This is a genomic window from Bartonella sp. MM73XJBT.G (genome assembly GCF_028618435.1).
Lineage (GTDB): Bacteria > Pseudomonadota > Alphaproteobacteria > Rhizobiales > Rhizobiaceae > Bartonella.
Genome location: NZ_JAQISW010000014.1, coordinates 1 through 22,413, shown reverse-complemented (window position 1 = coordinate 22,413; position 22,413 = coordinate 1). Strand labels below are relative to the sequence as shown.

The 22,413-nt window shown below is 40.5% G+C and carries 31 protein-coding genes and 1 pseudogene; all 32 read right to left on the bottom strand.

Going from position 1 to position 22,413, the window contains the following annotated elements; genetic code table 11:
• Positions 1–44 precede the first annotated feature (44 nt).
• Positions 45–2,717 carry an alanine--tRNA ligase gene (gene alaS / locus PVV59_RS07465; protein WP_273755516.1) on the bottom strand — a complete coding sequence of 891 codons (2,673 nt, stop codon included), beginning with the start codon at positions 2,715–2,717 and terminating at the stop codon, positions 45–47.
• Between the two features lie 207 nt (positions 2,718–2,924).
• Positions 2,925–3,968 (bottom strand): recombinase RecA, encoded by a 1,044-nt coding sequence (gene recA / locus PVV59_RS07460; protein ID WP_273755515.1) that lies wholly within the window; start codon positions 3,966–3,968, stop codon positions 2,925–2,927.
• Positions 3,969–4,936: 968 nt separating this feature from the next.
• Positions 4,937–6,256 carry a replication-associated recombination protein A gene (locus PVV59_RS07455; RefSeq protein ID WP_273755514.1) on the bottom strand — a complete coding sequence of 440 codons (1,320 nt, stop codon included), beginning with the start codon at positions 6,254–6,256 and terminating at the stop codon, positions 4,937–4,939.
• Between the two features lie 8 nt (positions 6,257–6,264).
• On the bottom strand, positions 6,265–7,659 hold the full coding sequence (locus PVV59_RS07450) for a DegQ family serine endoprotease (protein ID WP_273755513.1): 1,395 nt from the start codon (positions 7,657–7,659) through the stop codon (positions 6,265–6,267).
• Positions 7,660–7,928: 269 nt separating this feature from the next.
• On the bottom strand, positions 7,929–8,357 hold the full coding sequence (rplQ, locus tag PVV59_RS07445) for a 50S ribosomal protein L17 (protein WP_273755512.1): 429 nt from the start codon (positions 8,355–8,357) through the stop codon (positions 7,929–7,931).
• Positions 8,358–8,381: 24 nt separating this feature from the next.
• The gene (locus PVV59_RS07440; RefSeq protein WP_120122461.1) at positions 8,382–9,395 is read right to left on the bottom strand and encodes a DNA-directed RNA polymerase subunit alpha; all 1,014 of its coding nucleotides are present in this window, start codon (positions 9,393–9,395) and stop codon (positions 8,382–8,384) included.
• A gap of 94 nt (positions 9,396–9,489) precedes the next feature.
• Positions 9,490–9,879, bottom strand: a complete 390-nt coding sequence (gene rpsK, locus PVV59_RS07435; RefSeq protein ID WP_005773294.1) for a 30S ribosomal protein S11 — start codon at positions 9,877–9,879, stop codon at positions 9,490–9,492.
• Between the two features lie 112 nt (positions 9,880–9,991).
• Positions 9,992–10,360 carry a 30S ribosomal protein S13 gene (gene rpsM, locus PVV59_RS07430; protein WP_100129410.1) on the bottom strand — a complete coding sequence of 123 codons (369 nt, stop codon included), beginning with the start codon at positions 10,358–10,360 and terminating at the stop codon, positions 9,992–9,994.
• Positions 10,361–10,537: 177 nt separating this feature from the next.
• Positions 10,538–11,116 carry an adenylate kinase gene (locus tag PVV59_RS07425; RefSeq protein WP_273755511.1) on the bottom strand — a complete coding sequence of 193 codons (579 nt, stop codon included), beginning with the start codon at positions 11,114–11,116 and terminating at the stop codon, positions 10,538–10,540.
• Positions 11,113–12,459, bottom strand: a complete 1,347-nt coding sequence (secY, locus tag PVV59_RS07420; RefSeq protein ID WP_273755539.1) for a preprotein translocase subunit SecY — start codon at positions 12,457–12,459, stop codon at positions 11,113–11,115. The genes PVV59_RS07425 and secY overlap by 4 nt, the downstream gene beginning before the upstream one ends.
• Positions 12,460–12,620: 161 nt before the next feature.
• Positions 12,621–13,088 carry a 50S ribosomal protein L15 gene (gene rplO / locus PVV59_RS07415; RefSeq protein WP_273755510.1) on the bottom strand — a complete coding sequence of 156 codons (468 nt, stop codon included), beginning with the start codon at positions 13,086–13,088 and terminating at the stop codon, positions 12,621–12,623.
• A 20-nt stretch (positions 13,089–13,108) separates the two neighbouring features.
• The gene (gene rpmD / locus PVV59_RS07410; protein ID WP_273755509.1) at positions 13,109–13,315 is read right to left on the bottom strand and encodes a 50S ribosomal protein L30; all 207 of its coding nucleotides are present in this window, start codon (positions 13,313–13,315) and stop codon (positions 13,109–13,111) included.
• 31 nt (positions 13,316–13,346) lie between these two features.
• The gene (gene rpsE / locus PVV59_RS07405) at positions 13,347–13,895 is read right to left on the bottom strand and encodes a 30S ribosomal protein S5 (protein WP_273755508.1); all 549 of its coding nucleotides are present in this window, start codon (positions 13,893–13,895) and stop codon (positions 13,347–13,349) included.
• A 111-nt stretch (positions 13,896–14,006) separates the two neighbouring features.
• The gene (rplR, locus tag PVV59_RS07400; protein ID WP_273755507.1) at positions 14,007–14,369 is read right to left on the bottom strand and encodes a 50S ribosomal protein L18; all 363 of its coding nucleotides are present in this window, start codon (positions 14,367–14,369) and stop codon (positions 14,007–14,009) included.
• A gap of 12 nt (positions 14,370–14,381) precedes the next feature.
• Positions 14,382–14,915: a 50S ribosomal protein L6 gene (gene rplF, locus PVV59_RS07395; protein WP_005773285.1), complete on the bottom strand. Its 534-nt coding sequence runs from the start codon at positions 14,913–14,915 to the stop codon at positions 14,382–14,384.
• A 39-nt stretch (positions 14,916–14,954) separates the two neighbouring features.
• Positions 14,955–15,353: a 30S ribosomal protein S8 gene (gene rpsH / locus PVV59_RS07390; RefSeq protein ID WP_273755506.1), complete on the bottom strand. Its 399-nt coding sequence runs from the start codon at positions 15,351–15,353 to the stop codon at positions 14,955–14,957.
• A gap of 14 nt (positions 15,354–15,367) precedes the next feature.
• Positions 15,368–15,673, bottom strand: a complete 306-nt coding sequence (gene rpsN / locus PVV59_RS07385; protein WP_005773283.1) for a 30S ribosomal protein S14 — start codon at positions 15,671–15,673, stop codon at positions 15,368–15,370.
• A gap of 24 nt (positions 15,674–15,697) precedes the next feature.
• Positions 15,698–16,255, bottom strand: a complete 558-nt coding sequence (gene rplE, locus PVV59_RS07380) for a 50S ribosomal protein L5 (RefSeq protein WP_273755505.1) — start codon at positions 16,253–16,255, stop codon at positions 15,698–15,700.
• Positions 16,248–16,562 carry a 50S ribosomal protein L24 gene (rplX, locus tag PVV59_RS07375; protein ID WP_273755504.1) on the bottom strand — a complete coding sequence of 105 codons (315 nt, stop codon included), beginning with the start codon at positions 16,560–16,562 and terminating at the stop codon, positions 16,248–16,250. Before rplX ends, rplE begins: the two co-directional genes overlap by 8 nt.
• Before the next feature lie 12 nt (positions 16,563–16,574).
• Entirely contained in the window at positions 16,575–16,943 is a 369-nt protein-coding gene (gene rplN / locus PVV59_RS07370) for a 50S ribosomal protein L14 (protein ID WP_004855715.1), read from the bottom strand.
• Positions 16,944–17,086: 143 nt separating this feature from the next.
• The gene (rpsQ, locus tag PVV59_RS07365) at positions 17,087–17,326 is read right to left on the bottom strand and encodes a 30S ribosomal protein S17 (RefSeq protein WP_273755503.1); all 240 of its coding nucleotides are present in this window, start codon (positions 17,324–17,326) and stop codon (positions 17,087–17,089) included.
• Between the two features lie 11 nt (positions 17,327–17,337).
• On the bottom strand, positions 17,338–17,538 hold the full coding sequence (gene rpmC, locus PVV59_RS07360; RefSeq protein ID WP_120100732.1) for a 50S ribosomal protein L29: 201 nt from the start codon (positions 17,536–17,538) through the stop codon (positions 17,338–17,340).
• A gap of 12 nt (positions 17,539–17,550) precedes the next feature.
• Complete coding sequence (gene rplP, locus PVV59_RS07355; protein WP_139413397.1) at positions 17,551–17,964, bottom strand: 50S ribosomal protein L16; 414 nt, start codon at positions 17,962–17,964, stop codon at positions 17,551–17,553.
• Positions 17,965–18,000: 36 nt separating this feature from the next.
• Positions 18,001–18,711, bottom strand: a complete 711-nt coding sequence (gene rpsC, locus PVV59_RS07350; protein ID WP_273755502.1) for a 30S ribosomal protein S3 — start codon at positions 18,709–18,711, stop codon at positions 18,001–18,003.
• Entirely contained in the window at positions 18,711–19,100 is a 390-nt protein-coding gene (rplV, locus tag PVV59_RS07345) for a 50S ribosomal protein L22 (protein WP_273755501.1), read from the bottom strand. Before rplV ends, rpsC begins: the two co-directional genes overlap by 1 nt.
• A gap of 2 nt (positions 19,101–19,102) precedes the next feature.
• On the bottom strand, positions 19,103–19,381 hold the full coding sequence (rpsS, locus tag PVV59_RS07340; RefSeq protein ID WP_004855734.1) for a 30S ribosomal protein S19: 279 nt from the start codon (positions 19,379–19,381) through the stop codon (positions 19,103–19,105).
• Positions 19,382–19,396: 15 nt separating this feature from the next.
• Positions 19,397–20,230, bottom strand: a complete 834-nt coding sequence (rplB, locus tag PVV59_RS07335; RefSeq protein WP_273755500.1) for a 50S ribosomal protein L2 — start codon at positions 20,228–20,230, stop codon at positions 19,397–19,399.
• 21 nt (positions 20,231–20,251) lie between these two features.
• Positions 20,252–20,545 (bottom strand): 50S ribosomal protein L23, encoded by a 294-nt coding sequence (locus PVV59_RS07330; protein ID WP_120122472.1) that lies wholly within the window; start codon positions 20,543–20,545, stop codon positions 20,252–20,254.
• The gene (gene rplD / locus PVV59_RS07325) at positions 20,542–21,162 is read right to left on the bottom strand and encodes a 50S ribosomal protein L4 (protein ID WP_273755499.1); all 621 of its coding nucleotides are present in this window, start codon (positions 21,160–21,162) and stop codon (positions 20,542–20,544) included. The genes PVV59_RS07330 and rplD overlap by 4 nt, the downstream gene beginning before the upstream one ends.
• A gap of 2 nt (positions 21,163–21,164) precedes the next feature.
• The gene (rplC, locus tag PVV59_RS07320) at positions 21,165–21,902 is read right to left on the bottom strand and encodes a 50S ribosomal protein L3 (RefSeq protein WP_273755498.1); all 738 of its coding nucleotides are present in this window, start codon (positions 21,900–21,902) and stop codon (positions 21,165–21,167) included.
• Between the two features lie 27 nt (positions 21,903–21,929).
• Positions 21,930–22,238: a 30S ribosomal protein S10 gene (gene rpsJ, locus PVV59_RS07315; protein WP_005773267.1), complete on the bottom strand. Its 309-nt coding sequence runs from the start codon at positions 22,236–22,238 to the stop codon at positions 21,930–21,932.
• A 64-nt stretch (positions 22,239–22,302) separates the two neighbouring features.
• A pseudogene (locus tag PVV59_RS07310) lies at positions 22,303–22,413 on the bottom strand (elongation factor Tu); the annotation flags it as partial.

Below are 22,413 nucleotides of genomic sequence, written 5' to 3'. Positions count from 1 at the left end.
CCAATCCAACATACAAATGTAAAAAACACCGATAAGGAAATTTTTTACTTTTTAAATTTTTCTAGAAAATCTTTTAGTGCTGCAAATGCCTCATCAGCCTTGTTCCCCTCAGGACCACCAGCCTGCGCCATATCAGGACGCCCTCCACCGCCTTTCCCACCAAGAACAGATGAAAGAATACGCACCAAATCAACAGCATTTAACTTATCTGTTAAATCATCCGTAACACCAACAACAGCACTCCCCTTGCCATCTTCTGAAACAGCAATAAAAGCAATAACCCCTGATTCAATTTGTTTTTTACCAGAATCAACAAGTGCCTTAAGATCCCGTGGTGGAATATTGTTCACAACACGTCCCATAAAAGCAAGTTCATTGATGATACTAATATCATCTTGACCATCTCGCTTTGTTTCATCACTCAGCAGCATTTTTTTGCGCACATCATTCAACTCTTTTTCAAGTTTACGGCGATCTTCAAGCAAATTTTCAATCCGTTCTTCTACACCCGTAGCAGAAGTTTTTAAAAGATTAGCAATTTCACGGATACGCGCCTCTTGGCATCTCAGATAAAGACGTGCTGCTGCACCTGTTAAAGCCTCAATACGCCGCACTCCAGAAGCGACAGAACTTTCAGAAACAATATGAATCAAACCAATATCCCCCGTTCTTTCCACATGTGTTCCTCCACAAAGTTCAATTGACCAACGCTTTTTTAATCCTCCCTTTTCAAGCAAGTCTCCCATCGAAACAACACGTACTTCGTCACCATATTTTTCACCAAAAAGTGCCATTGCCCCTTCAGAAATTGCATCATCAACAGCCATAAGGCGGGTTGTTATCTCGCTATTTTGCAAAACAATGTCATTTGCTAAATCTTCTATTTTTTTCAATTCTTCTGCAGAAACAGATTTTGGATGAGAAAAATCAAAACGTAACCGTTCCGGCGAGACAAGAGAGCCCTTCTGTGTAACATGGGATCCCAATACTTGACGTAAAGCCTCGTGTAATAAATGGGTAGCAGAATGATTGGCCCGGATTTTTTTACGACGAACACCATCAACCGCTAATTCTACACAATCAGACCTCATTGCCTGACCAGATTTAACCTTTCCGATATGAAGAATAACACCCTCAGCCTTTTTCTGTGTATCGTGCACTTCAAAAATAAAATTTTCACCAGAAATAATACCGCTATCACCAACTTGCCCACCAGATTCACCATAAAAAGGAGTCTGATTTAACACAAGAATAGCTTTCTGCCCTGAAGAAACCTTATCAACAATTTTACCATCACACACAAGAGCTGTAATAATACCTTCAGCTTTTTCTGTTTCATAACCCAAAAATTCTGTAACCCCTACCAGATCACGAATAGAAAACCAAATTGTCTCTGCTACAACTTCACCTGAACCAGACCAATGAGCACGGGCTTCTTCTTTCTGGTGTTCCATTGCTTTATCAAAGGTATCAACATCAACAGATACTCCACGACGCCGAAGAACATCCTGCGTTAAGTCAAGTGGAAAGCCATAGGTGTCATAAAGCTTGAAAGCAACTTCACCATTTAAATCATCACCTTCTTTAAGATGAGCACTTGCATCATTTAACAACCCCAATCCTCGTTCAAGAGTCTTGCGAAAGCGCACTTCTTCTAATTTCAAAGTTTCTGCAATCAAAGATTCAGCACGCACCAATTCTGGATAAGCTTGTCCCATTTCGCGGATAAGAGCAGGCAAAAGCCGCCACATTAAGGGTTCTTTAGCACCAAGCAGATGTGCATGACGCATAGCACGACGCATAATACGACGTAAAACATATCCCCTTCCCTCATTAGAAGGAAGAACACCATCCGCAATCAAAAATGCGCATGAGCGAAGATGATCAGCAATGACACGATGGCTGGCAATAAAATCACCCTTTGCCTCAATCCCTGTCATTTCTTGTGATGCACCAATTAATGCACGAAAAAGATCAATGTCATAATTATCATGCACCCCCTGTAAAACAGCAGCAATACGCTCTAACCCCATACCAGTATCGATAGAAGGATGAGGCAATTCAATCCGCTCTTCCTTACTAAACTGCTCATACTGCATAAAGACAAGATTCCAAATCTCAATAAAACGATCACCATCTTCATCCACACCTCCAGGAGGTCCCCCAAAAATTTCATCACCATGATCATAAAAAATCTCTGAACAAGGACCACAGGGACCAGTTTCTCCCATTGACCAAAAATTATCTGCCGTCGCAATACGGATAATTTTTTTGTCTGAAAGACCTGAAATTTTACGCCATAATTGTGCCGCAACATCATCACTCTGATAAACAGTTACCAACAATTTATCTTTAGGAAGACAAAATTCTTTTGTTAAAAGATTCCATGATAAAAAAATGGCCTCTTCTTTGAAATAATCACCAAAGGAAAAATTACCCAGCATCTCAAAAAACGTATGATGGCGCGCTGTATAACCAACATTGTCAAGATCATTATGCTTTCCACCCGCACGAACACATTTTTGCGCCGTTGTTGCCTTTTTATAAGAATACTGTTCAAGTCCAGTAAAAACATTTTTAAACTGTACCATTCCTGCATTTGTAAACATGAGTGTGGGATCATTACGTGGAACAAGGGGGCTAGAAGAAAGAACTTTATGCCCATTACGATGAAAATAATCCAAAAATGTTGACCGGATATTATTAACACTATTCATATCAATACCTGCAGAATACAGCACCAAACCACAAAAGAAAAATCCCCCTCGTTAAATATCCTCTTTGCCAAGCATGGAGTTAATTTAATCAAAGAATGGAATTTCATTTAAAAAAATTGAGAAAAAAATGACTGTATATTTAAAACTCAAACGAATAAAAATAGAAAAGCCCTAAATAAAGCACTTAATGCTCAAATAAACATAGCATCAAATTGCTTCATCACTTTCTGTCACATCTGCTCCTGCATTTTCTAACAATTCAATGGCAATCAAACCAGCATTTTGACGCAAAGCTGTTTCGATTTCTGCAGCAATCTCCAGATGTTGTCGCAAAAACTGCTTCGCATTTTCACGTCCCTGCCCTAAACGTTGAGAATTATAAGAAAACCATGAGCCAGATTTTTCCACAATACCAACTTTGACTCCCAAATCAATCAATTCACCTAATTTGGAAATCCCCTCACCATAAATAATATCAAATTCAACCTGTTTGAAGGGAGGAGCCAATTTATTCTTCACCACTTTAACACGAGTCTGATTACCAACGATCATATCCCGATCTTTAATGGAGCCAATGCGGCGAATATCCAAACGAACAGAAGCATAAAACTTTAAAGCATTTCCACCTGTTGTCGTTTCAGGAGAACCAAACATCACACCAATTTTCATGCGAATTTGATTAATAAAGATCACCATACAGTTAGAGCGAAAAATTGAAGCCGTGAGTTTCCGCAAAGCTTTACTCATTAAGCGTGCTTGCAATCCAGGTAAAGCATCACCCATTTCTCCATCAATTTCTGCACGCGGCGTTAAAGCCGCCACAGAATCAACAACAAGTACATCAACAGCACCAGAACGCACCAATGTTTCTGTAATTTCTAACGCCTGCTCACCGGTATCAGGCTGAGAAATAAACAAGTTTTCTAAATCAACGCCGAGCTTTCGCGCATAAATAGGATCAAGGGCGTGCTCAGCATCAATAAAAGCACAAATCCCACCAATTTTCTGTGCTTCAGCAATAGCATGAAGAGCCAATGTTGTCTTTCCAGAACTTTCTGGTCCATAAATCTCAACAATCCTCCCTTTTGGTAATCCACCAACACCCAAAGCAATATCCAAGGACAATGACCCCGTTGGAACTGTTTCAATTTCAACAACTTGCTCCTTTTGCCCAAGACGCATAATGGAGCCTTTACCGAAAGAACGTTCAATTTGAGCGAGAGCAGCATCGAGAGCTTTTGTTTTATCCACGATTATATCCTTGACGATTCATAACGATCTAATACTTAAACTGTACATTGCACTTTTAATTTAACTAAAGCTTTAAGTTTAGATTTTCACAGACTATTTTCATCCTTACCCTTACGTTATGTCTATAACATATCATAACCCACAAAATAAAGAACTGGTATTCCCTATCTTATGACACAACATAGAATCCAAATAAAATAATACTTCTACACGAGAGCAAATTAACACATTTATCTCTTTCTAGAAAAGAAACAATTTAAATTTCAACACAATGTTTGATCTTTCTGTCTACCCCTTAATTTTCTAAGAGACAAACTCTCCCCTTAATCACATAAAAACGCCTCATCAATCAAAACCACACCCTATTGCATCGAAAAACAAAACACTTTTATGTTGCATATTCACATACTTGTAAAAAAAAAGCATCTTTCAACGCTCGTTACACCCATTTTTTGACGGCGCTTGTGAAATGGTATATGTAAAATTTATTGAGCAACAACCTCTTTATGCTCAGTACCACAATCATCACACCACCACCCACTTTTCCCGCCCCCAATGGTGCAGTGGCTCTCAACACTTAAGACTCTTCATAAGAGTCATTTTTAGTTTTATTCTTGTATAGTTTTTATCACACGTGATCCAGCATGTAACATACAAGCGAATGGTTGTGATTGATGAGATTTGGCATGAGAGAATCGTATAGTATCTGAAGTTCTCATTCAACATACAAAACATTGTATAATCAATATCTTAATCAATTAAAATCATAAAATAAAATAGCTTTAAGAATTAAATGACATATTTCTTAAACTTGAATCCATAAAAAGATATGCTTTTTGAAGGGATCAAAAAAATTGCACTACGAGCAATATAATAAATGTTAAAAATAAAACTAAATTGTTCATACAATAAAACGAGGAATAAAAAATAAATCTAAGTTCAATAAAAAACGTGTTTTAACTCAAATTTTATGGTTTATTTTTACGTTTTTTGCGCAATTGTTTCCACCATTCAAGACGTTTCACAATTTCACGCTCAAATCCACGCTCAACTGGTTTATAATAACTCTGTCGCCCAAGTTTTTCGGGAAAATATTCTTGTCCAGAGAAGGCATCTGGTTCATCATGATCATAACAATAACCATCTCCATACCCTTCCTCCTTCATCAATTTCGTCGGTGCATTAAGGATATGTTTAGGAGGTGGTAAAGAACCATTTTTTTGTGCACAACGCAATGCAGCTTTATATGCAAGATATGTCGCGTTTGACTTTGGTGCCGTTGCAACATAAAGGCATGCCTGTGCCAAAGCCAATTCTCCTTCTGGTGATCCTAAATAATCATAGGCATCTTTTGCCGCATTACAAATGACAAGAGCTTGGGGATCCGCCAAACCCACATCTTCAACAGCCATACGAACCAATCTTCGCCCAATATAGAGAGGATCTTCACCAGCATCCAACATACGTGCTAAATAATAAAGCGCCGCATCAGGATCAGAGCCACGAACAGATTTATGCAACGCTGAAATAAGATTATAGTGCCCATCTCGTCCTTTATCATAAATGGGTGCACGACGCTGAATAACTTTTTGCAACGCACCAGCATCAAGAATCTCTCCGGAACGCACAACAGACCAAACTTCCTCTGCTAATGTCAATGCTACCCGCGCATCTCCATCAGACATCCCTATCAAAGTGTCTCTGGCCCCATCATCCAAAGGAAGAGATTTCTCTACCACCTTTTCAGCACGCTTCAAAAGCATCCCTAAACTTTCACGATCATGAGAAAAAAATGTTAAAACCCGCGCACGCGAAAGAAGAGCAGCATTAAGTTCAAAAGAAGGATTTTCAGTTGTTGCACCGATAAGGACCACCGTACCATCTTCCATCACAGGAAGAAAACTATCCTGCTGTGCACGATTAAACCGATGAATTTCATCAACAAAGAGAAGCGTTTTATCCCCAGACATAAAACGCCTCTGTGCAACTTCAAAAATCTTTTTAAGTTCAGAAACACCTGTAAAAATAGCAGAAACTTGTTCAAATGCGAAATTTGTTTCAAGTGCTAACAAACGTGCAACTGTTGTTTTTCCGGTCCCTGGAGGCCCCCAAAAAATCATCGATCCAATTGAGCCCGCTGCCACCATCCGTGAAAGCAAACCATCCTCTCCAATTAAATGTTTTTGTCCCACAACTTCATTGAGAGAACAAGGACGCATTCTTTCCGCAAGTGGCTGATTTTTATTAACTTTAGGATCAACCGACGAAGTAAAAAAATCTTTCTTCAAAAAAAACCTCAACGAATAAATTGGCGAATATACATACCATCACGTTCATATTCCAATTGCCAAGTACGCGAACGCGTTTGCATAAGAATCTTTTTCAACTGATGAACTGTTTGAATCTTATAGCCATTGACAACACGTAAGATATCTCTGGGCCGAAAAATTCCCGCAGCATTGCTCATTTCATCAAGACTGGTAATCACAACACCTTTTGCCGATATAGGAAGATGAAAACGTCGACTATTTTGCGGTGTTAAATCTAACACTTCAGCCCCAGCAAGAGGATTATCACCTGTAATTTTTTCAGATTTTAAAAATGCAGTTTCTGATATTGATGCAACCTTTATCTGTGTTTTTAAAGTTTTTCCACTTCGTAAATATTCTAAAGCAAGACTATGGCCAATGTCCGCTGTCATTAAACGATACCCAAGACTATCTGGACTATCAACGCGCACCCCCTGTACACTCAAAATAACATCACCTACTTTCAAACCGGCTTTTTCAGCAGGACTGTCTTTGATAACTTCAATAATAAGAGCACCATAAGGGCGTTCTAAACCTAAACCACCAGCAATATCAGGTGTAACATTTTGAAAGGATGCCCCAATATAAGGTGGCACAAAATATTTTCCACCGCGTTTAACTGTATCAAGCATCACTTTTACAAGATTAACTGGAATAGCAAAACCAATCCCTACAGAACCACCGGAACGTGAATAAATAGCCGTATTAATTCCGATTAATTGTCCCTTCATATCAATTAAAGCGCCACCAGAATTTCCTGGATTAATGGCTGCATCTGTTTGAATAAAAAAGTCAAAATCAGAAATCCCAACACGTGTACGCGCTTGCGCTGAAACAATACCACTTGTAACCGTTTGACCAACACCAAAAGGATTACCAATAGCTAAAACAAGATCACCAACTTCAACAGTATCAGAATCCCCCAAAGGAAGAACAGGAAACTGTGTATCTTTTACATCAACTTCCAAAATAGCAATATCGGTTGCTTCATCTTTGAGTACGACCTTACTCTCAAATTCTCGCCCATCAGAAAAAGCCACCTTAATTTCGCTTGCATCTTTAATGACGTGGTAATTTGTAACAATCAAACCACGCGCATCAACAATCACTCCTGATCCTAATGATGATTGCTTACGAACAGGAAAATTATTTTGCAAACGACCAAAAAATTGCTCAAAAAATGGATCACCCTCAAAAGGTGAACGTGCTCTAATTTGTCGAGCTGCATAAATATTGACCACAGAGGGAACTGTCTTTTTAACTAAAGGAGCAAATGAAAGAGTGATTTCTTTTTGTGTTTGAGGAACATGAGCATATACATGATCAAACGATATCAGCATCATAATGGCAAAAAAAAGCCGCACCCCAAAAGAATACCTCATAATCTACTCCTTATAAAATCAGCCCATTCTGTTGAATATTCATAGAATTTTTTAAAAGCATCCCCATAAATAAAGGATTTCTATTAATATTTCATAATAGAGAATAAAAACAACCTATTTAAACAGTAAATATTATAAAAATAAAACAATTCAATATCCTATAATTTTTTCTCACCATCGATTTCTCAAGTAAAACAAACTTTAAAAATAAGCATAAAAAAAACCGCCTAAGACAAGGCGGCCTTTTAAAAACCAATAAAATAAAAAACTTATGAGGACGTGCTCTTCTCATTCTCTGAAGCTTCCATACGAGCACGATCCCCTGCCCCCTTTGCTTCGACATCACGATCAACAAATTCTATAACAGCCATGGGCGCATTATCACCGGTACGAAACCCCGCTTTCATAATACGCAAATATCCACCATTGCGTGAAGCATAACGCGGCGCAAGTGTATCAAATAACTTTGCAACCTTTTCTGTATCACGAAGTGCTGCAATTGCTTGTCGACGCGCGTGCAAACCACCACGCTTACCAAGAGTAACAAGCTTTTCAACAATAGGACGAATTTCTTTAGCCTTTGGAAGTGTTGTCACAATCTGCTCATGCTCGATCAACGAAGTTGCCATATTTGCAAACATCGCTTTACGGTGACTGGCAGTCCGGTTCAACTTGCGGCCTGACTTACTATGGCGCATAAGCCCTCTCCTTAAATTCTAATTTTAATACTGATCTTCATAACGTTTAGCAAGATCATCAATGTTTTCAGGCGGCCATGCAGGAATTTCCATTCCAAGATGTAACCCCATACATGCCAAAACTTCTTTAATCTCATTCAATGACTTACGACCAAAATTTGGTGTTCGAAGCATTTCAGATTCTGTTTTTTGAATAAGATCACCAATATAAACAATATTATCATTCTTAAGACAATTTGCCGAACGAACCGAAAGCTCTAATTCATCCACTTTTTTGAGAAGTGCCGGATTAAAGGAAAGCTCAGAATCCGCCTCTTCAACAGGCTCTTTCTGAGGCTCTTCAAAGTTAATAAATAACGATAATTGATCCTGAAGAATGCGCGCTGCAAAAGCAACAGCATCTTCTCCATTAACAGCACCATTCGTTTCAATCGTTAACGTCAATTTATCATAATCGAGAACCTGACCTTCACGTGTATTTTCCACTTTATAAGACACTTTACGAATTGGTGAATAAAGACTATCAATTGGAATTAATCCTATGCGCCCATCATCGACACAATTCCGATCAGATGGAACATACCCTTTCCCCGTATTGACAATAAATTCCATACGAATTTCAGCATCTTCATCAAGGGTACAAATAACATGATCCGGATTGAGGATTTCCATATCCCCAACGATACTGATGTCCCCTGCTTTCACAACACCAGGACCCTCTTTATAAACGACGAGACGTTTAGGCCCTTCTTCTTCCATACGAAGCGCAATTTCCTTTATATTCAGAATAATATCTGTAACATCTTCACGGACACCTGGAATTGATGAAAATTCATGTAAGACACCATCAATCTGTACAGCAGTAATAGCAGCACCACGAAGCGAAGATAACAACACACGACGAAGTGCATTTCCTAAAGTCAAACCAAACCCCCGCTCAAGAGGCTCAGCGATTACGCTTGTAATATTCGGATTATCATGCGTATATGATTCAACCTTGTTGGGTTTAATAAGTTCCTGCCAGTTTTTCTGGATCATATTTTTATTCCCGTTCTTTAGTTCCGTTACCATTCAATCGTAACGACCAATGTGAACATCAGAGAAATCTCCGACAACAAAAAACAACACCCAATTAAACACGCCGCCTTTTACGCGGACGACATCCATTATGAGGAATTGGTGTTACATCACGAATAGAAGTGATGACAAAACCAACAGATTGCAACGCACGTAAAGCAGATTCACGCCCTGCCCCAGGACCACAAACTTCAACTTCCAAAGAACGCATACCATGTTCTTGTGCTTTTCTCGCACAATCTTCCGCAGCAACTTGAGCGGCAAAAGGTGTAGATTTACGCGCCCCCTTAAACCCTTGAGCGCCAGCAGATGACCAAGCAATTGCATTTCCCTGAGCATCAGTAATGGTAATCATTGTATTATTAAATGTTGAATTGATATGCACAACACCCGATGAAATATTTTTACGTTCGCGACGACGAACACGTGTGGCTTCCTTGGCCATAATTTTCCTTTCAACGATCTCAACACTGCCGTAATATCAGCAGCTCCACCTTCTGTTTCTTGTCAAACCGCTTTCAACAAGAAACAGAATAAATAAACTTCCAAAAAGCTTCTTATTTCTTCTTACCAGCAATTGCCTTAGCAGGTCCCTTACGTGTACGAGCATTTGTATGTGTACGCTGTCCCCGGACAGGTAAAGACCGACGATGACGCAATCCACGATAACAACCAAGGTCCATCAAACGCTTAACATTCATAGCAACTTCACGACGAAGATCACCTTCAACTTGATATCCCTGATCTATTGCTTCACGAATCTGTAACACCTCGGCATCTGAAAGCTCATGCACACGACGGCCCGTGGGAATGCCAACCTTTTCAATAATTTCTTGAGCAAATTTTGGTCCAATCCCGTGGATATATTGAAGCGCAATAATGACACGCTTATTTGTCGGGATATTGACGCCAGCAATACGAGCCACGCCTACTCTCCTTAGTTATGTTGACAAATTATTATAAAATACCTGATGTACTTTATAGAAAAAACAGACTCAGAACAAAATCCTTCCGAATCCACTTATTTAATTGAAATAAATTAAAGTTGTTTGTGATAGATTTCATCTCAAAAGTCAACTCTTTTCATTTAATTCTAAAAAATCTCATGAAAGAAAACCTTTAATCTTATGCGTCACTTCAGTAATATCAATCATTCCATCAATGACCTTTAACATTCCTCTCTCTGAATAAAATTTTGATAAAGGAGATGTTTTTTCACGGTATTCTACTAATCTTTTTGTAAAAGCAACAGGGTTATCATCTAAACGGATCTGTCCACCGGCCGCTATTGTATCCTGAACGCGCTTTTCCATACGTTCAATCAATGCACCTTCATCAACACATAACTCAATGACAGCATCAAGGTGCATATTTTTTGACTCAAGTATCTGTTGTAATGCTTCTGCCTGTCCTACAGTCCTTGGATATCCATCCAAAATAAAACCATTTACACAATCAGGCTCATCAATCCGATCTGATACGATTTGATTAACAAGACTATCAGGAACCAAAGAACCTGAACTTATAATAGCTTTAGCTTTTTTACCAACTTCCGTTTCTTTAGTAATAACCTCACGTAATATATCTCCTGTTGATAAATGAGGAATATTATATTCCTCAGTTAACATCTTAGCTTGCGTCCCTTTTCCTGCTCCAGGAGGACCTAAAAGAACCACTCTCATCTATTTCTTCGACCTCCACGAAGTTTTGATTTTTTTATCAACCCTTCATATTGGTGTGCAACAAGATGCCCCTGGATTTGAGCAACTGTATCAAGAGTAACAGTCACAACAATCAGCAAAGACGTCCCCCCAAGATAAAAAGGAACTTGGAATGCAGATATCATAAATTCAGGGAGTAAACAAACCAAGATAATATAAATAGCGCCCACAACAGTAATACGCGTCAAAACATAATCAATATATTCCGCTGTACGTTCACCTGGACGAATTCCTGGAATAAAACCAGAATGTTTCTTCAACTGATCCGCAGTATCACTCGGATTAAACACAATAGCTGTATAAAAAAAGCAAAAAAACGCCATTAAAAATGCATAAACAATCATATAAAGTGGCTGCCCATGACCAAGAGAATAAGAAATTGTTTGCATCCATTGTGGCATTTTATCAGAAAAATTATTAATAGTGGCGGGTAATAACAATAAAGATGAAGCAAAAATAGGCGGAATAACACCAGCAGTATTCAATTTTAAAGGAAGATGCGACATATCGCCTTGAAACATTTGGTTACCAACCTGACGTTTCGGGTACTGAATAATAATCCGCCGTTGCGCACGTTCTATAAAAACAATAAGTCCGATAACCAAGACAGCAATAAAAACGATTGCTATTAAAAGAAAAGTTGATAAATCAGCCTGACTATGCGCAGTCAAAAGCTGAGCAAAAGTAGAAGGAAAGTTGGCTACAATCCCTGTAAAAATGATGAGAGAAACCCCATTACCAACACCGCGTGACGTAATTTGCTCACCAAGCCACATGAGAAACATTGTTCCGCCAACAAGTGTAATAACAGAAGAGATACGAAACATGAGACCCGGTTCTAGAACAATTTGAAGTCCTGTCCCTATACCGCTTTCAAGCGCAACCGCAATACCAAAAGCTTGCAGAATAGCCAATACGACTGTCACATAGCGCGTATATTGATTAATCACCTTACGACCGACATCACCCTCCTTTTTAAGAGTCTCCAAAGAAGGAATAACAGACGTGAGCAATTGTACAATAATAGATGCCGATATATAGGGCATAATTCCTAGCGCAAAAATTGCCATACGCCCAACAGCGCCTCCAGCAAACATATTAAAAAGTCCTAAAACACCTGATGCATGATGTTCAAATGTTTGCCGCAAAGCATCAATATTAATACCCGGAAGAGAAATATAAGTGCCAAAACGATAGACAAGAAGTGCCGCCAGAGTAAACCAGATACGTTTCTTTAACTCAGTTGCACGCGAAAAGGTACCGAAGTTTATATTGGAAGCAAATTGCTCTGCTGCTGATGCCATAAAACGTCTCCACTTCACACTTCAGTTCTTTAAGTTACAGAACTATAACTCTAAAATTCATATCTTTACACACAAATAATCGCAGAACTTAAACAATTCCCACAAAATATTCAAAAGAATAGATGTACCTCTTCTTTAAATCATGACTTATATCAAAAAAATTATTGAATAACATCAGGAAAAATAATCTGACCACCCACTTTTTCAATCTTAACACGAGCAGCTTGTGAAGCACCAGAAACATGAAAGGTAATCTTAGCTTTCAAATCACCATCAGAAAGAAGACGAACCCCACTCTTCTCTCGACGAATAACACCAGCCTCTTTCAAGGTAATCATATCAACCGGCTTTTCAATATTCAACTTACCTGCATCAACAGCTAACTGAATACGTCCCAAGGAAACTTCATTGTAGGTTTTAGAAAAGAAATTTTTAAACCCACGTTTTGGTAAACGGCGATAGATAGGCATTTGCCCACCTTCAAAACCGTTAAGAGAGACACCAGAACGGGATTTTTGTCCTTTTACACCGCGACCACCAGTCTTACCAATACCCGAACCAATACCACGTCCAACACGCTTACGATTTTTTGTTGCGCCTTCGCAATCACGTAGTTCATTGAGTTTCATATCTAATACTCCTGCAACCCTTAATCTTCATCTATAACACGAACAAGATGCCGAACTCGAGCAATCATACCCCGTACACAAAGTGTATCTTCTAAAACGCGCCGGCGACGCATTTTATTGAGCCCAAGCCCCTTCAAGGTTGCACGCTGAATCTGTGAATTTCGAATAGGGCTCGCAATTTGCTCTACTGTCACAGTTTTACTACTCTGAGATTTTTTCTGAACCATTTCCTAATTCCTTTTCTGACAATCTCAGAAACTACCCTTCTACATCGACTAAATGACGACGACGCGCCTGCAAAGTCGAATATTTGATACCACGCTGAGCAGCAATATCTCTCGGATGCATTTGATGTTTCAAAGCATCAAATGTTGCACGAACCATATTATAAGGATTTGATGATCCTAGTGACTTCGCAACAACATCCTGCATACCAAGAGCTTCAAAAATAGCACGCATCGGTCCCCCAGCAATAATACCAGTACCAGCAGACGCTGAACGAAGCAAAACACGGCCTGCTCCGTGACAACCTTCAAGATCATGATGCAATGTACGTCCAGAGCGAAGTGGAACATAAATCATTCCACGCTTTGCAGATTCCGTTGCTTTACGAACGGCCTCAGGAACTTCACGCGCTTTACCGTGTCCAAAGCCCACACGCCCTTTCTGATCTCCAACGACAACAAGAGCAGCAAAACCAAAACGCCGACCACCCTTTACAACTTTAGCAACACGATTAATATGAACAAGCCTATCGACAAACTCATTATCGCGTTCTTCTCTTTCACCACGTTCTTTTTGTGCCATTCCTCATTCCTTTTTCTTTTCCGGAAGCACGATAACAAAGCTCTTCATCAAATCAGAAGAACTTAAACGAAATGCTCTAAAGTATCCAGCCCCATCCATAAGGAGAAAACTTTAAAAGTTCAAACCACCTTCACGAGCAGCTTCAGCCAAAGCCTTGACTCGACCATGGTACAAATAAGCACCACGATCAAAAACCACTTCATTGACACCAGCTTGCTTCGCACGTTCAGCAATTAACTTACCCACAGCGAAAGCGGCTTCTTTATCAGATCCACTTTTTAAGGATTTTTTCAAATCACTTTCAAGAGTAGAAGCTGAAACAAGTGTACATCCCCGTAAATCATCAATAACTTGCGCGTAGATGTTCTGATTTGAACGATAAACGCTAAGCCGCGGACGATCGTGAGAAACCATCTTGATTCTACGACGAACACGTCTCGCACGGCGCTGGATAATGTCCTTAGATGAAACCATAATACAAAATCCTTATTTCTTTTTACCTTCTTTACGGAAGATACGTTCATCTGCATGCTTAACACCTTTACCTTTATAAGGCTCAGGCCTACGATACTCACGAATCTCCGCTGCAACTTGTCCAACTTGCTGTTTATCAATTCCAGAAATAACAATCTCTGTGGGTTTAGGAACAGTTACAGTAACACCCGACGGAACTTTATAAACCACATCATGCGAAAAACCTAGAGAGAGTTGAATATCCTTACCCTGCAAAGCAGCACGATAACCAACCCCATTGATCTCTAACCTCTTTTCAAAACCATCTTTTACACCACAAAAAATGTTTTCAATCATTGAGCGTGACATCCCCCATTTAGAGCGCGCATCTTTTGACTGATCCCGGGGCATAACTGATATGACATTGTCCTCGAATTTAACTAAGACTTCGTCATTTACGACATAACTCAGCTCACCTTTCGGACCTTTTGCTTTGACCAGCTGACCTTCAACAGTTGCGGTAACTCCAGAAGGAATTGAAATGGGCTTTTTTCCAATACGAGACATTGTTCTAACCTATTTTTCTTCTGTTTTCTTGGACATAACTTAGAAAACACGACAAAGAAGTTCACCACCAACATTCTGTTCACGCGCTTCATGATCAGCCATAACGCCTTTAGGAGTCGACAAGATCGAAATACCTAAACCATTTGCCACCTGCGGAAGTGACTTAGCAGAAACATACACACGACGACCAGGCTTTGATACACGCGAAATTTCACGAATAGCAGCCATCCCTTCAAAATACTTCAATTCGATTTCAAGCTCAGATTTTCCATCACCCAAATCAACTTGATTATATCCGCGAATATAACCCTCTGACTGAAGAACATCAAGAACATGTGCACGAAGCTTTGAAGCTGGAGTAACCACCTTGCCTTTTTTACGACCAAGTGCATTACGAATACGTGTTAACATATCACCAAGAGGATCTGACATAGACATTAGATAATCTCCTCTTACCAACTAGACTTTACAATACCAGGAATATGGCCAATAGAGCCAAGTTCACGCAATGCAATCCGTGACATCTTTAACTTACGATAATAAGCCCGTGGACGACCTGAAACCTCACAGCGATTACGAATACGAACTTTCGAAGAATTACGCGGTAATTCTGCCAACTGAACAGAAGCCTTAAAACGTTCTTCAAGAGAAACCTTCTGATCCATAACGATTGCTTTCAAACGTGCACGACGCGCAGCATAACGCTTCACCATCACCTCACGACGCTTATTTTTTTCAACGGCACTTACTTTGGCCATAATCTCACCTCGCTACGTTTGCCGTTACGAACGAAAAGGAAAATTAAAGGCACGCAATAACTCACGCGCTTCATCATCCGTTTTCGCTGTCGTACAAACGATAATATCCATGCCCCAAATTTGATCAACTTTATCATAATTAATTTCTGGAAACACAATGTGTTCTTTAATACCCATAGCAAAATTACCACGACCATCAAAGCTTTTTGGATTTAAACCTCGAAAGTCACGAACGCGCGGAAGAGCAATCGTAACAAGACGATCTAAAAACTCAAACATACGATCTTTACGCAATGTCACTTTAGCCCCAAGAGGCATTCCTTCACGAACCTTAAAGGTTGCAATAGAATTACGCGCACGGGTAACAACAGCCTTCTGACCTGTTATGAGTCCTAAATCCTCAGCAGCAAGGGAAGGCTTCTTTGAATCAGCAGTTGCTTCACCTATCCCCATATTAATTACAATTTTATCAATCCGCGGAATCTGCATTGTATTTTTGTAATTAAATTTCTCTTGAAGCGCTTTACGAATCACTTCAAAATAATACGCTTTCATACGCGGTATTTGTCTTTCCTCAGCCATTAATCAACTCTCCCGAACGCTTGGCAAAACGTACCTTATTACCATCTGCATTCATACGAAAGCCCACGCGTGTAGGCTTACCATCTTTAGGGTCAGCAATCGCCAAATTAGACAGATGAATCGGAGCCTCTTTAGAAATAATTCCAGCTTCTTGCTTCTGTGTTTGACGTTGATGACGTTTAATCATATTAATCCCACGAACAAAAGCCTTATTCTCTTTTGGACTAACCTTAATTACTTCACCACTCGACCCTTTATCCTTACCAGATAAAACGACAACTCTATCACCTTTTCGAATCTTCTGCATAACATCAACTCCTTATAACACTTCAGGAGCAAGTGAGATGATCTTCATATGATTCCTCCCACGCAATTCACGGGGAACAGGCCCAAAAATACGCGTACCGATCGGCTCTTTTTTATTATCCACTAAAACCGCAGCATTACTATCAAAACGAATGACACTACCATCTGCGCGACGAATATCCTTAGCAGTACGCACCACAACAGCTTTCATAACATCACCTTTTTTAACACGACCACGAGGAATAGCATCCTTAACAGAAACAACAATAATGTCACCGACCGAAGCATATTTCCGCTTTGAACCGCCTAACACCTTGATGCACATGACACGACGAGCACCAGAATTATCAGCAACGTCGAGGTTTGTTTGCATCTGAATCATGACTGGCCACCTTTTCTTAACATATATATCCGCCTGTACCTTTTATACACTCAGATTTGCCTGCCAAATAAATACAAAGCCATCGTCTTCAAATTTATCAACGAAAAACCACTGTTAAATTCTAAAACAATAAACTCAGCTCATTACACTACATTGTCTTTTACAACAATCCAACATTTATCTTTTGAAATTGGTCTAGATTCCTGAATAGAAACCTGATCCCCAATCTTGAATTGGTTGTTTTCGTCATGCGCTTTATAATTTTTAGACTGCCGAACAGTCTTCTTAAGAAGCGGATGAGAATAACGACGCTCCACTTTTACAACGACAGTTTTATCGCTTTTGTCGCTAATAACAACACCCTGTAAAACGCGTTTAGGCATCTCTTATTTCCTTAAACCTTACTTTCACTTAACTTTTGACGAAGAAAAGTCTTAATGCGTGCAATATCACGACGAACTTGTCTAACACGTGCAGTCTTTTCCAATTGACCTGTAGCCTTTTGAAAGCGCAAATTAAACTGCTCTTTCTTTAACTTAGCCAATTCATCCTTCATTTGGTCGAGCGTTTGCGCCCGTAATTCTCTGGCTCTCATCGCTTAACCTCTTTATTCAGCAATACGCTGGATGAAACGCGTTTTGATAGGCAACTTTGCAGCGCCCAACCTTAGTGCTTCACGTGCAACATCCTCAGGAACCCCATCAAGCTCAAACATAATGCGCCCAGGAGCAACACGTGCGGCCCAATAATCAACACTTCCCTTACCTTTACCCATGCGAACTTCCGTCGGTTTAGATGTAACTGGAAGATCTGGAAAAATGCGAATCCACACACGACCAGAACGCTTCATATAACGTGTAATCGCACGACGTGCCGCTTCAATTTGACGAGCAGTAACCCGCTCCGGCTCAACAGCTTTCAAACCGTAGGCACCGAAATTTAAATCCGTACCACCCTTCGCAACACCGTGAATACGGCCCTTGAACTGCTTACGGAACTTTGTGCGCTTTGGCTGCAACATTGTTCTCTACTCCAAATTTTAGTTCAATTTCAAAAACTAAGCATTTTCGCGGCGACGATTCGATGAAGAACCAGATTGATCAGCTTCCGTAGCACGACGTTCCGAAGCCATCGGATCATGTTCAAGAATCTCACCCTTAAAGACCCAAACTTTAATACCACAAATACCGTAAGCGGTCTTAGCTTCTGCTGTACCGTAATCGACATCAGAACGCAAGGTATGAAGTGGAACACGACCTTCACGATACCATTCCATACGAGCAATTTCAGCACCACCAAGACGACCAGAACAATTGATACGAATACCTTCCGCACCAAGACGCATAGCAGACTGAACGGCACGCTTCATTGCGCGACGAAAAGCAACACGACGCTCTAACTGTTGAGCAATTGATTGTGCAATAATCGTCGCATCAATCTCTGGCTTACGAATCTCCACGATATTCAACGAAGTTTCAGCATTAGTCATTTCTGAAAGCTTACGACGAAGCTTCTCGATATCAGCACCCTTTTTACCGATAATCAAACCAGGACGTGCAGAATGAATCGTAACACGACATTTTTTATGAGGACGCTCAATAACAACCTTAGAAATCGCAGCCTGTTTAAGCTCTTCAAACACATAAGAGCGAATTTTCAAATCTTCATGAAGAAGACGCCCATATTCACCACTATCAGCATACCAACGAGAATCCCAGGTCCGATTAACACCAAGACGAAGTCCTATTGGATTGATCTTCTGACCCATTACGCGGCCTCCACTTTTTCGCTAACTTCACGAACAACAATAGTAAGATGTGAAAATGGACGTTCAATTCGACTAGCACGCCCGCGACCACGAATATGAAAGCGCTTCATAACGATCGACTTACCAACATAAGCTTCTGCTACAATAAGCGAATCAATGTCAAGATCGTGATTATTTTCTGCGTTTGCAACTGCTGATTCAAGCGTTTTTTTCACAGTAGCAGCAATACGTTTACGCGAAAACATCAAATCAGCAAGCGCTACATTAACTCTTTTACCACGAATCATTGAAGCAACTAAATTAAGCTTCTGCGGACTAACACGAATTGTCCGTGTGACAGCCTTTGCTTCATTATCTTTAAGCTGGCGCGGAACCTTAGCTTTTCCCATTCCTACTTCCTCTTCGCTTTTTTATCGGCACCATGACCATAATAAGTCCGGGTAGGAGCGAACTCACCAAACTTATGTCCAACCATCTCTTCAGAAACAGAAACAGGAATATGCTTATTGCCGTTGTAAACACCAAAAGTCAAACCAACAAATTGCGGCAAAATAGTAGAGCGACGACTCCATATTTTTATAACTTCATTACGTCCACTTGCACGTACCTTCTCTGCTTTACCAAGAAGATAGCCGTCAACAAACGGACCTTTCCAAACTGAACGAACCACTTCAGACTACCTTTCTTATTTCTTGCGCTGATGACGCGTACGCATAATAAACTTATCAGTGGCTTTATTGGAACGCGTACGCTTACCCTTTGTAGGCTTACCCCAAGGAGACACCGGATGACGCCCCCCTGATGTACGTCCTTCACCACCACCATGTGGATGATCAACGGGGTTCATAGCAACACCACGAACATGAGGACGTTTACCACGCCAACGTGACCGACCTGCCTTGCCATCATTAATATTCCCATGATCAGGATTTGAAACAGCACCAACGGTCGCAAAGCAACTGCTAGATACCAAACGCTGCTCTCCAGAATTAAGACGAAGAATAGCCATTCCTTGATCTCGCCCAACAAGCTGCGCATAGGTTCCTGCGGAACGTGCGATCTGACCACCTTTCCCCGGTTTCATCTCAACATTATGAATAATTGTCCCCACTGGCATATTACCAAGCGGCATAGCATTACCCGGCTTAACATCAACATTTGAGCCAGCAATAATAGAATCACCAACACCAAGACGCTGTGGCGCAAGGATATAACTTAACCGCCCATCTTCATAGCGAATAAGCGCAATAAAAGCTGTGCGATTTGGATCATACTCTAAACGCTCAACTTTAGCAGAAATATCACGTTTAAGACGCTTAAAATCAACAAACCGATAGCTCCGCTTATGTCCACCACCCTGAAAACGAACAGTAACACGACCGCGATTATTACGTCCACCTTTTGAAGATAAACCTTCCGTCAACATCTTTACAGGTTTTCCCTTATAAAGACAAGAACGCTCCACAATGACAAGCTGACGCTGCCCAGGTGTTATTGGATTAAATTGCTTAAGTGCCATTATTCCTATCTCCGAGCCTCTTTAAAGACCTGTAGAAACGTCGATAGACTGACCAGCCGCCAGTGTCACGATCGCTTTTTTGACATCACTCTGCCGACCAACAATACCTTTAAAACGTTTCACTTTACCCTTTCGGACTATCGTGTTAACTGCTTTTACTTTTACGCTAAAAAGCGCTTCAACAGCAGCCTTAATTTCAGGTTTCGTCGCTTTCGGCGCGACATTAAAAGCAACTTGATTATATTCAGAAATCATAGTCGACTTTTCAGTAATAACTGGACTAATAATTACATCATAATGGCGAAGATCTGTCATTTAAAACGCTCCTCAAGAGCCTCAACAGCTGCCTTTGATAAAACAAGTTTGCTGCGACGCAAAATATCATAAACATTAATTCCCTGAATGGGCAAAATATCAATATTAGGGATATTCGATGCTGCACGAAAAAAGTTAATATCAATCTCTTTACCACCAATCAACAGAGCATTATTAAAGCCAAGCTTAGAAAAATGAGAAACAAGCTTTTTCGTTTTAGCATCCTTAACAGTCAACTCATCCACAATAATTAAATCTTTTGCTTTTAATTTTGCAGATAAAGCAAAACGTAACCCAAGGGCACGAATCTTTTTAGGCAGATCATGCGCATGGCTACGAACCACCGGCCCATGTGCTTTACCCCCACCTCGAAACTGTGGTGCACGAGCAGATGAGTGCCGAGCACGTCCAGTTCCCTTTTGTTTAAACATCTTTGCCCCCGTTCGTGATACATCAGAGCGCCCTTGTGATTGATGCGTTCCCTGTTGACGACGGGCCAATTGCCAACGAACAACACGCTGCAAAATATCTTCACGTGGAACAAGATCAAAGATAGATTCAGAAACTTTTAATTTACCAGCTTCATTACCATCAAGTGTTTTAATTACAAGATCCATTATTAGGCTCCCTCAACTTCAGAGGTTTCCGTCATCGGAGTAATCATCTCCGTTTTCTCCTTCACAAGACGGCGAATACCAGCAGGCTTTGGAGCATTATCGGGGAGAGGTTTCTTAACAGCATCTCTTACCAAAATCCAAGAACCCTTCGAACCAGAAACAGCACCACGCACTAAAATTAAACCACGTTCAATATCAGTGGAAATAACTTCAATATTTTGTGTTGTTACACGCACCTGCCCCATATGGCCAGCCATTTTTTTTCCTTTAAACACTTTACCAGGATCTTGACACTGTCCCGTAGAACCATGAGCACGATGTGTAATTGAATTACCATGGGAAGCACGATGCCCGCCAAAGTTATGCCGTTTCATAACACCAGCAAATCCCTTACCAATACTGGTACCAGTCACATCAACTCTCTGCCCTGGAACAAAATGCTCCACTGTAATCTCTGTACCGATATCGAGAAGATTATCGGGACTAACACGAAACTCTGCTATTTTAGCTTTAGGCTCAACAGAAGCCTTAGCAAAATGTCCACGAAGAGCCTGTGAAGTATTCTTAACCTTAGCCAAGCCTACACCTAATTGAACAGCAGTATAACCATTCTTTTCAACTGTACGCTGAGCAACGACTTGACAATTCTCTAAACGAAGTACTGTCACCGGCACATGCTCACCAGCATCATTATAAATACGGGTCATGCCCAGCTTCTGTGCTATTACACCTGAACGCATCGGGTCTGTTCCTTCTGTCCTCAAACCTCAGAGCTTAATTTCTACATCCACACCAGCAGAAAGATCGAGCTTCATAAGCGCATCCACTGTTTGCGGCGTTGGATCAACAATATCAAGAAGACGCTTATGTGTACGCATTTCAAACTGCTCACGACTCTTCTTATCGATATGCGGCCCACGATTAACCGTAAATTTCTCAATCCGCGTCGGAAGCGGAATAGGACCACGGACATTTGCACCGGTCCGCTTAGCAGTCGATACAATCTCACGCGTCGATGTATCAAGAATTCTATGATCAAACGCTTTCAAGCGAATGCGAATATTTTGACTGTTCATGCTCTTTATTTCCCTGTTATGCAAAACGCCTTTAAAAACAAAGGCGTTTTTCAATAACCATTATTTACTCAATGATCTTAGAAACGATACCGGCACCAACAGTACGACCACCTTCACGAATAGCAAAACGAAGCTTCTCTTCCATTGCTATCGGAACAATCAGTGACACATCCAT

Coding starts and splice junctions, on each gene's coding strand:
- alaS (WP_273755516.1), bottom strand. CDS start 2,717: ATGAATAGTGTTAATAATATCCGGTCAACATTTTTGGATTATTTTCAT.
- PVV59_RS07450 (WP_273755513.1), bottom strand. CDS start 7,659: ATGAGGTATTCTTTTGGGGTGCGGCTTTTTTTTGCCATTATGATGCTG.
- rplQ (WP_273755512.1), bottom strand. CDS start 8,357: ATGCGCCATAGTAAGTCAGGCCGCAAGTTGAACCGGACTGCCAGTCAC.
- PVV59_RS07440 (WP_120122461.1), bottom strand. CDS start 9,395: ATGATCCAGAAAAACTGGCAGGAACTTATTAAACCCAACAAGGTTGAA.
- rpsK (WP_005773294.1), bottom strand. CDS start 9,879: ATGGCCAAGGAAGCCACACGTGTTCGTCGTCGCGAACGTAAAAATATT.
- PVV59_RS07425 (WP_273755511.1), bottom strand. CDS start 11,116: ATGAGAGTGGTTCTTTTAGGTCCTCCTGGAGCAGGAAAAGGGACGCAA.
- secY (WP_273755539.1), bottom strand. CDS start 12,459: ATGGCATCAGCAGCAGAGCAATTTGCTTCCAATATAAACTTCGGTACC.
- rplO (WP_273755510.1), bottom strand. CDS start 13,088: ATGAAACTCAATGAACTACGTGATTGCGAAGGCGCAACAAAAAATCGT.
- rpmD (WP_273755509.1), bottom strand. CDS start 13,315: ATGGTTCAGAAAAAATCTCAGAGTAGTAAAACTGTGACAGTAGAGCAA.
- rpsE (WP_273755508.1), bottom strand. CDS start 13,895: ATGGCACAAAAAGAACGTGGTGAAAGAGAAGAACGCGATAATGAGTTT.
- rplR (WP_273755507.1), bottom strand. CDS start 14,369: ATGGTTTCATCTAAGGACATTATCCAGCGCCGTGCGAGACGTGTTCGT.
- rplF (WP_005773285.1), bottom strand. CDS start 14,915: ATGTCTCGTATTGGAAAAAAGCCCATTTCAATTCCTTCTGGAGTTACC.
- rpsH (WP_273755506.1), bottom strand. CDS start 15,353: ATGTCTATGTCAGATCCTCTTGGTGATATGTTAACACGTATTCGTAAT.
- rpsN (WP_005773283.1), bottom strand. CDS start 15,673: ATGGCCAAAGTAAGTGCCGTTGAAAAAAATAAGCGTCGTGAGGTGATG.
- rplE (WP_273755505.1), bottom strand. CDS start 16,255: ATGGCTGAGGAAAGACAAATACCGCGTATGAAAGCGTATTATTTTGAA.
- rplX (WP_273755504.1), bottom strand. CDS start 16,562: ATGCAGAAGATTCGAAAAGGTGATAGAGTTGTCGTTTTATCTGGTAAG.
- rplN (WP_004855715.1), bottom strand. CDS start 16,943: ATGATTCAGATGCAAACAAACCTCGACGTTGCTGATAATTCTGGTGCT.
- rpsQ (WP_273755503.1), bottom strand. CDS start 17,326: ATGCCTAAACGCGTTTTACAGGGTGTTGTTATTAGCGACAAAAGCGAT.
- rpmC (WP_120100732.1), bottom strand. CDS start 17,538: ATGAGAGCCAGAGAATTACGGGCGCAAACGCTCGACCAAATGAAGGAT.
- rplP (WP_139413397.1), bottom strand. CDS start 17,964: ATGTTGCAGCCAAAGCGCACAAAGTTCCGTAAGCAGTTCAAGGGCCGT.
- rpsC (WP_273755502.1), bottom strand. CDS start 18,711: ATGGGTCAGAAGATCAATCCAATAGGACTTCGTCTTGGTGTTAATCGG.
- rplV (WP_273755501.1), bottom strand. CDS start 19,100: ATGGGAAAAGCTAAGGTTCCGCGCCAGCTTAAAGATAATGAAGCAAAG.
- rplB (WP_273755500.1), bottom strand. CDS start 20,230: ATGGCACTTAAGCAATTTAATCCAATAACACCTGGGCAGCGTCAGCTT.
- PVV59_RS07330 (WP_120122472.1), bottom strand. CDS start 20,545: ATGACAGATCTTCGCCATTATGATGTAATTATTAGTCCAGTTATTACT.
- rplD (WP_273755499.1), bottom strand. CDS start 21,162: ATGGATCTTGTAATTAAAACACTTGATGGTAATGAAGCTGGTAAATTA.
- rplC (WP_273755498.1), bottom strand. CDS start 21,902: ATGCGTTCAGGTGTAATAGCACAGAAGCTGGGCATGACCCGTATTTAT.
- rpsJ (WP_005773267.1), bottom strand. CDS start 22,238: ATGAACAGTCAAAATATTCGCATTCGCTTGAAAGCGTTTGATCATAGA.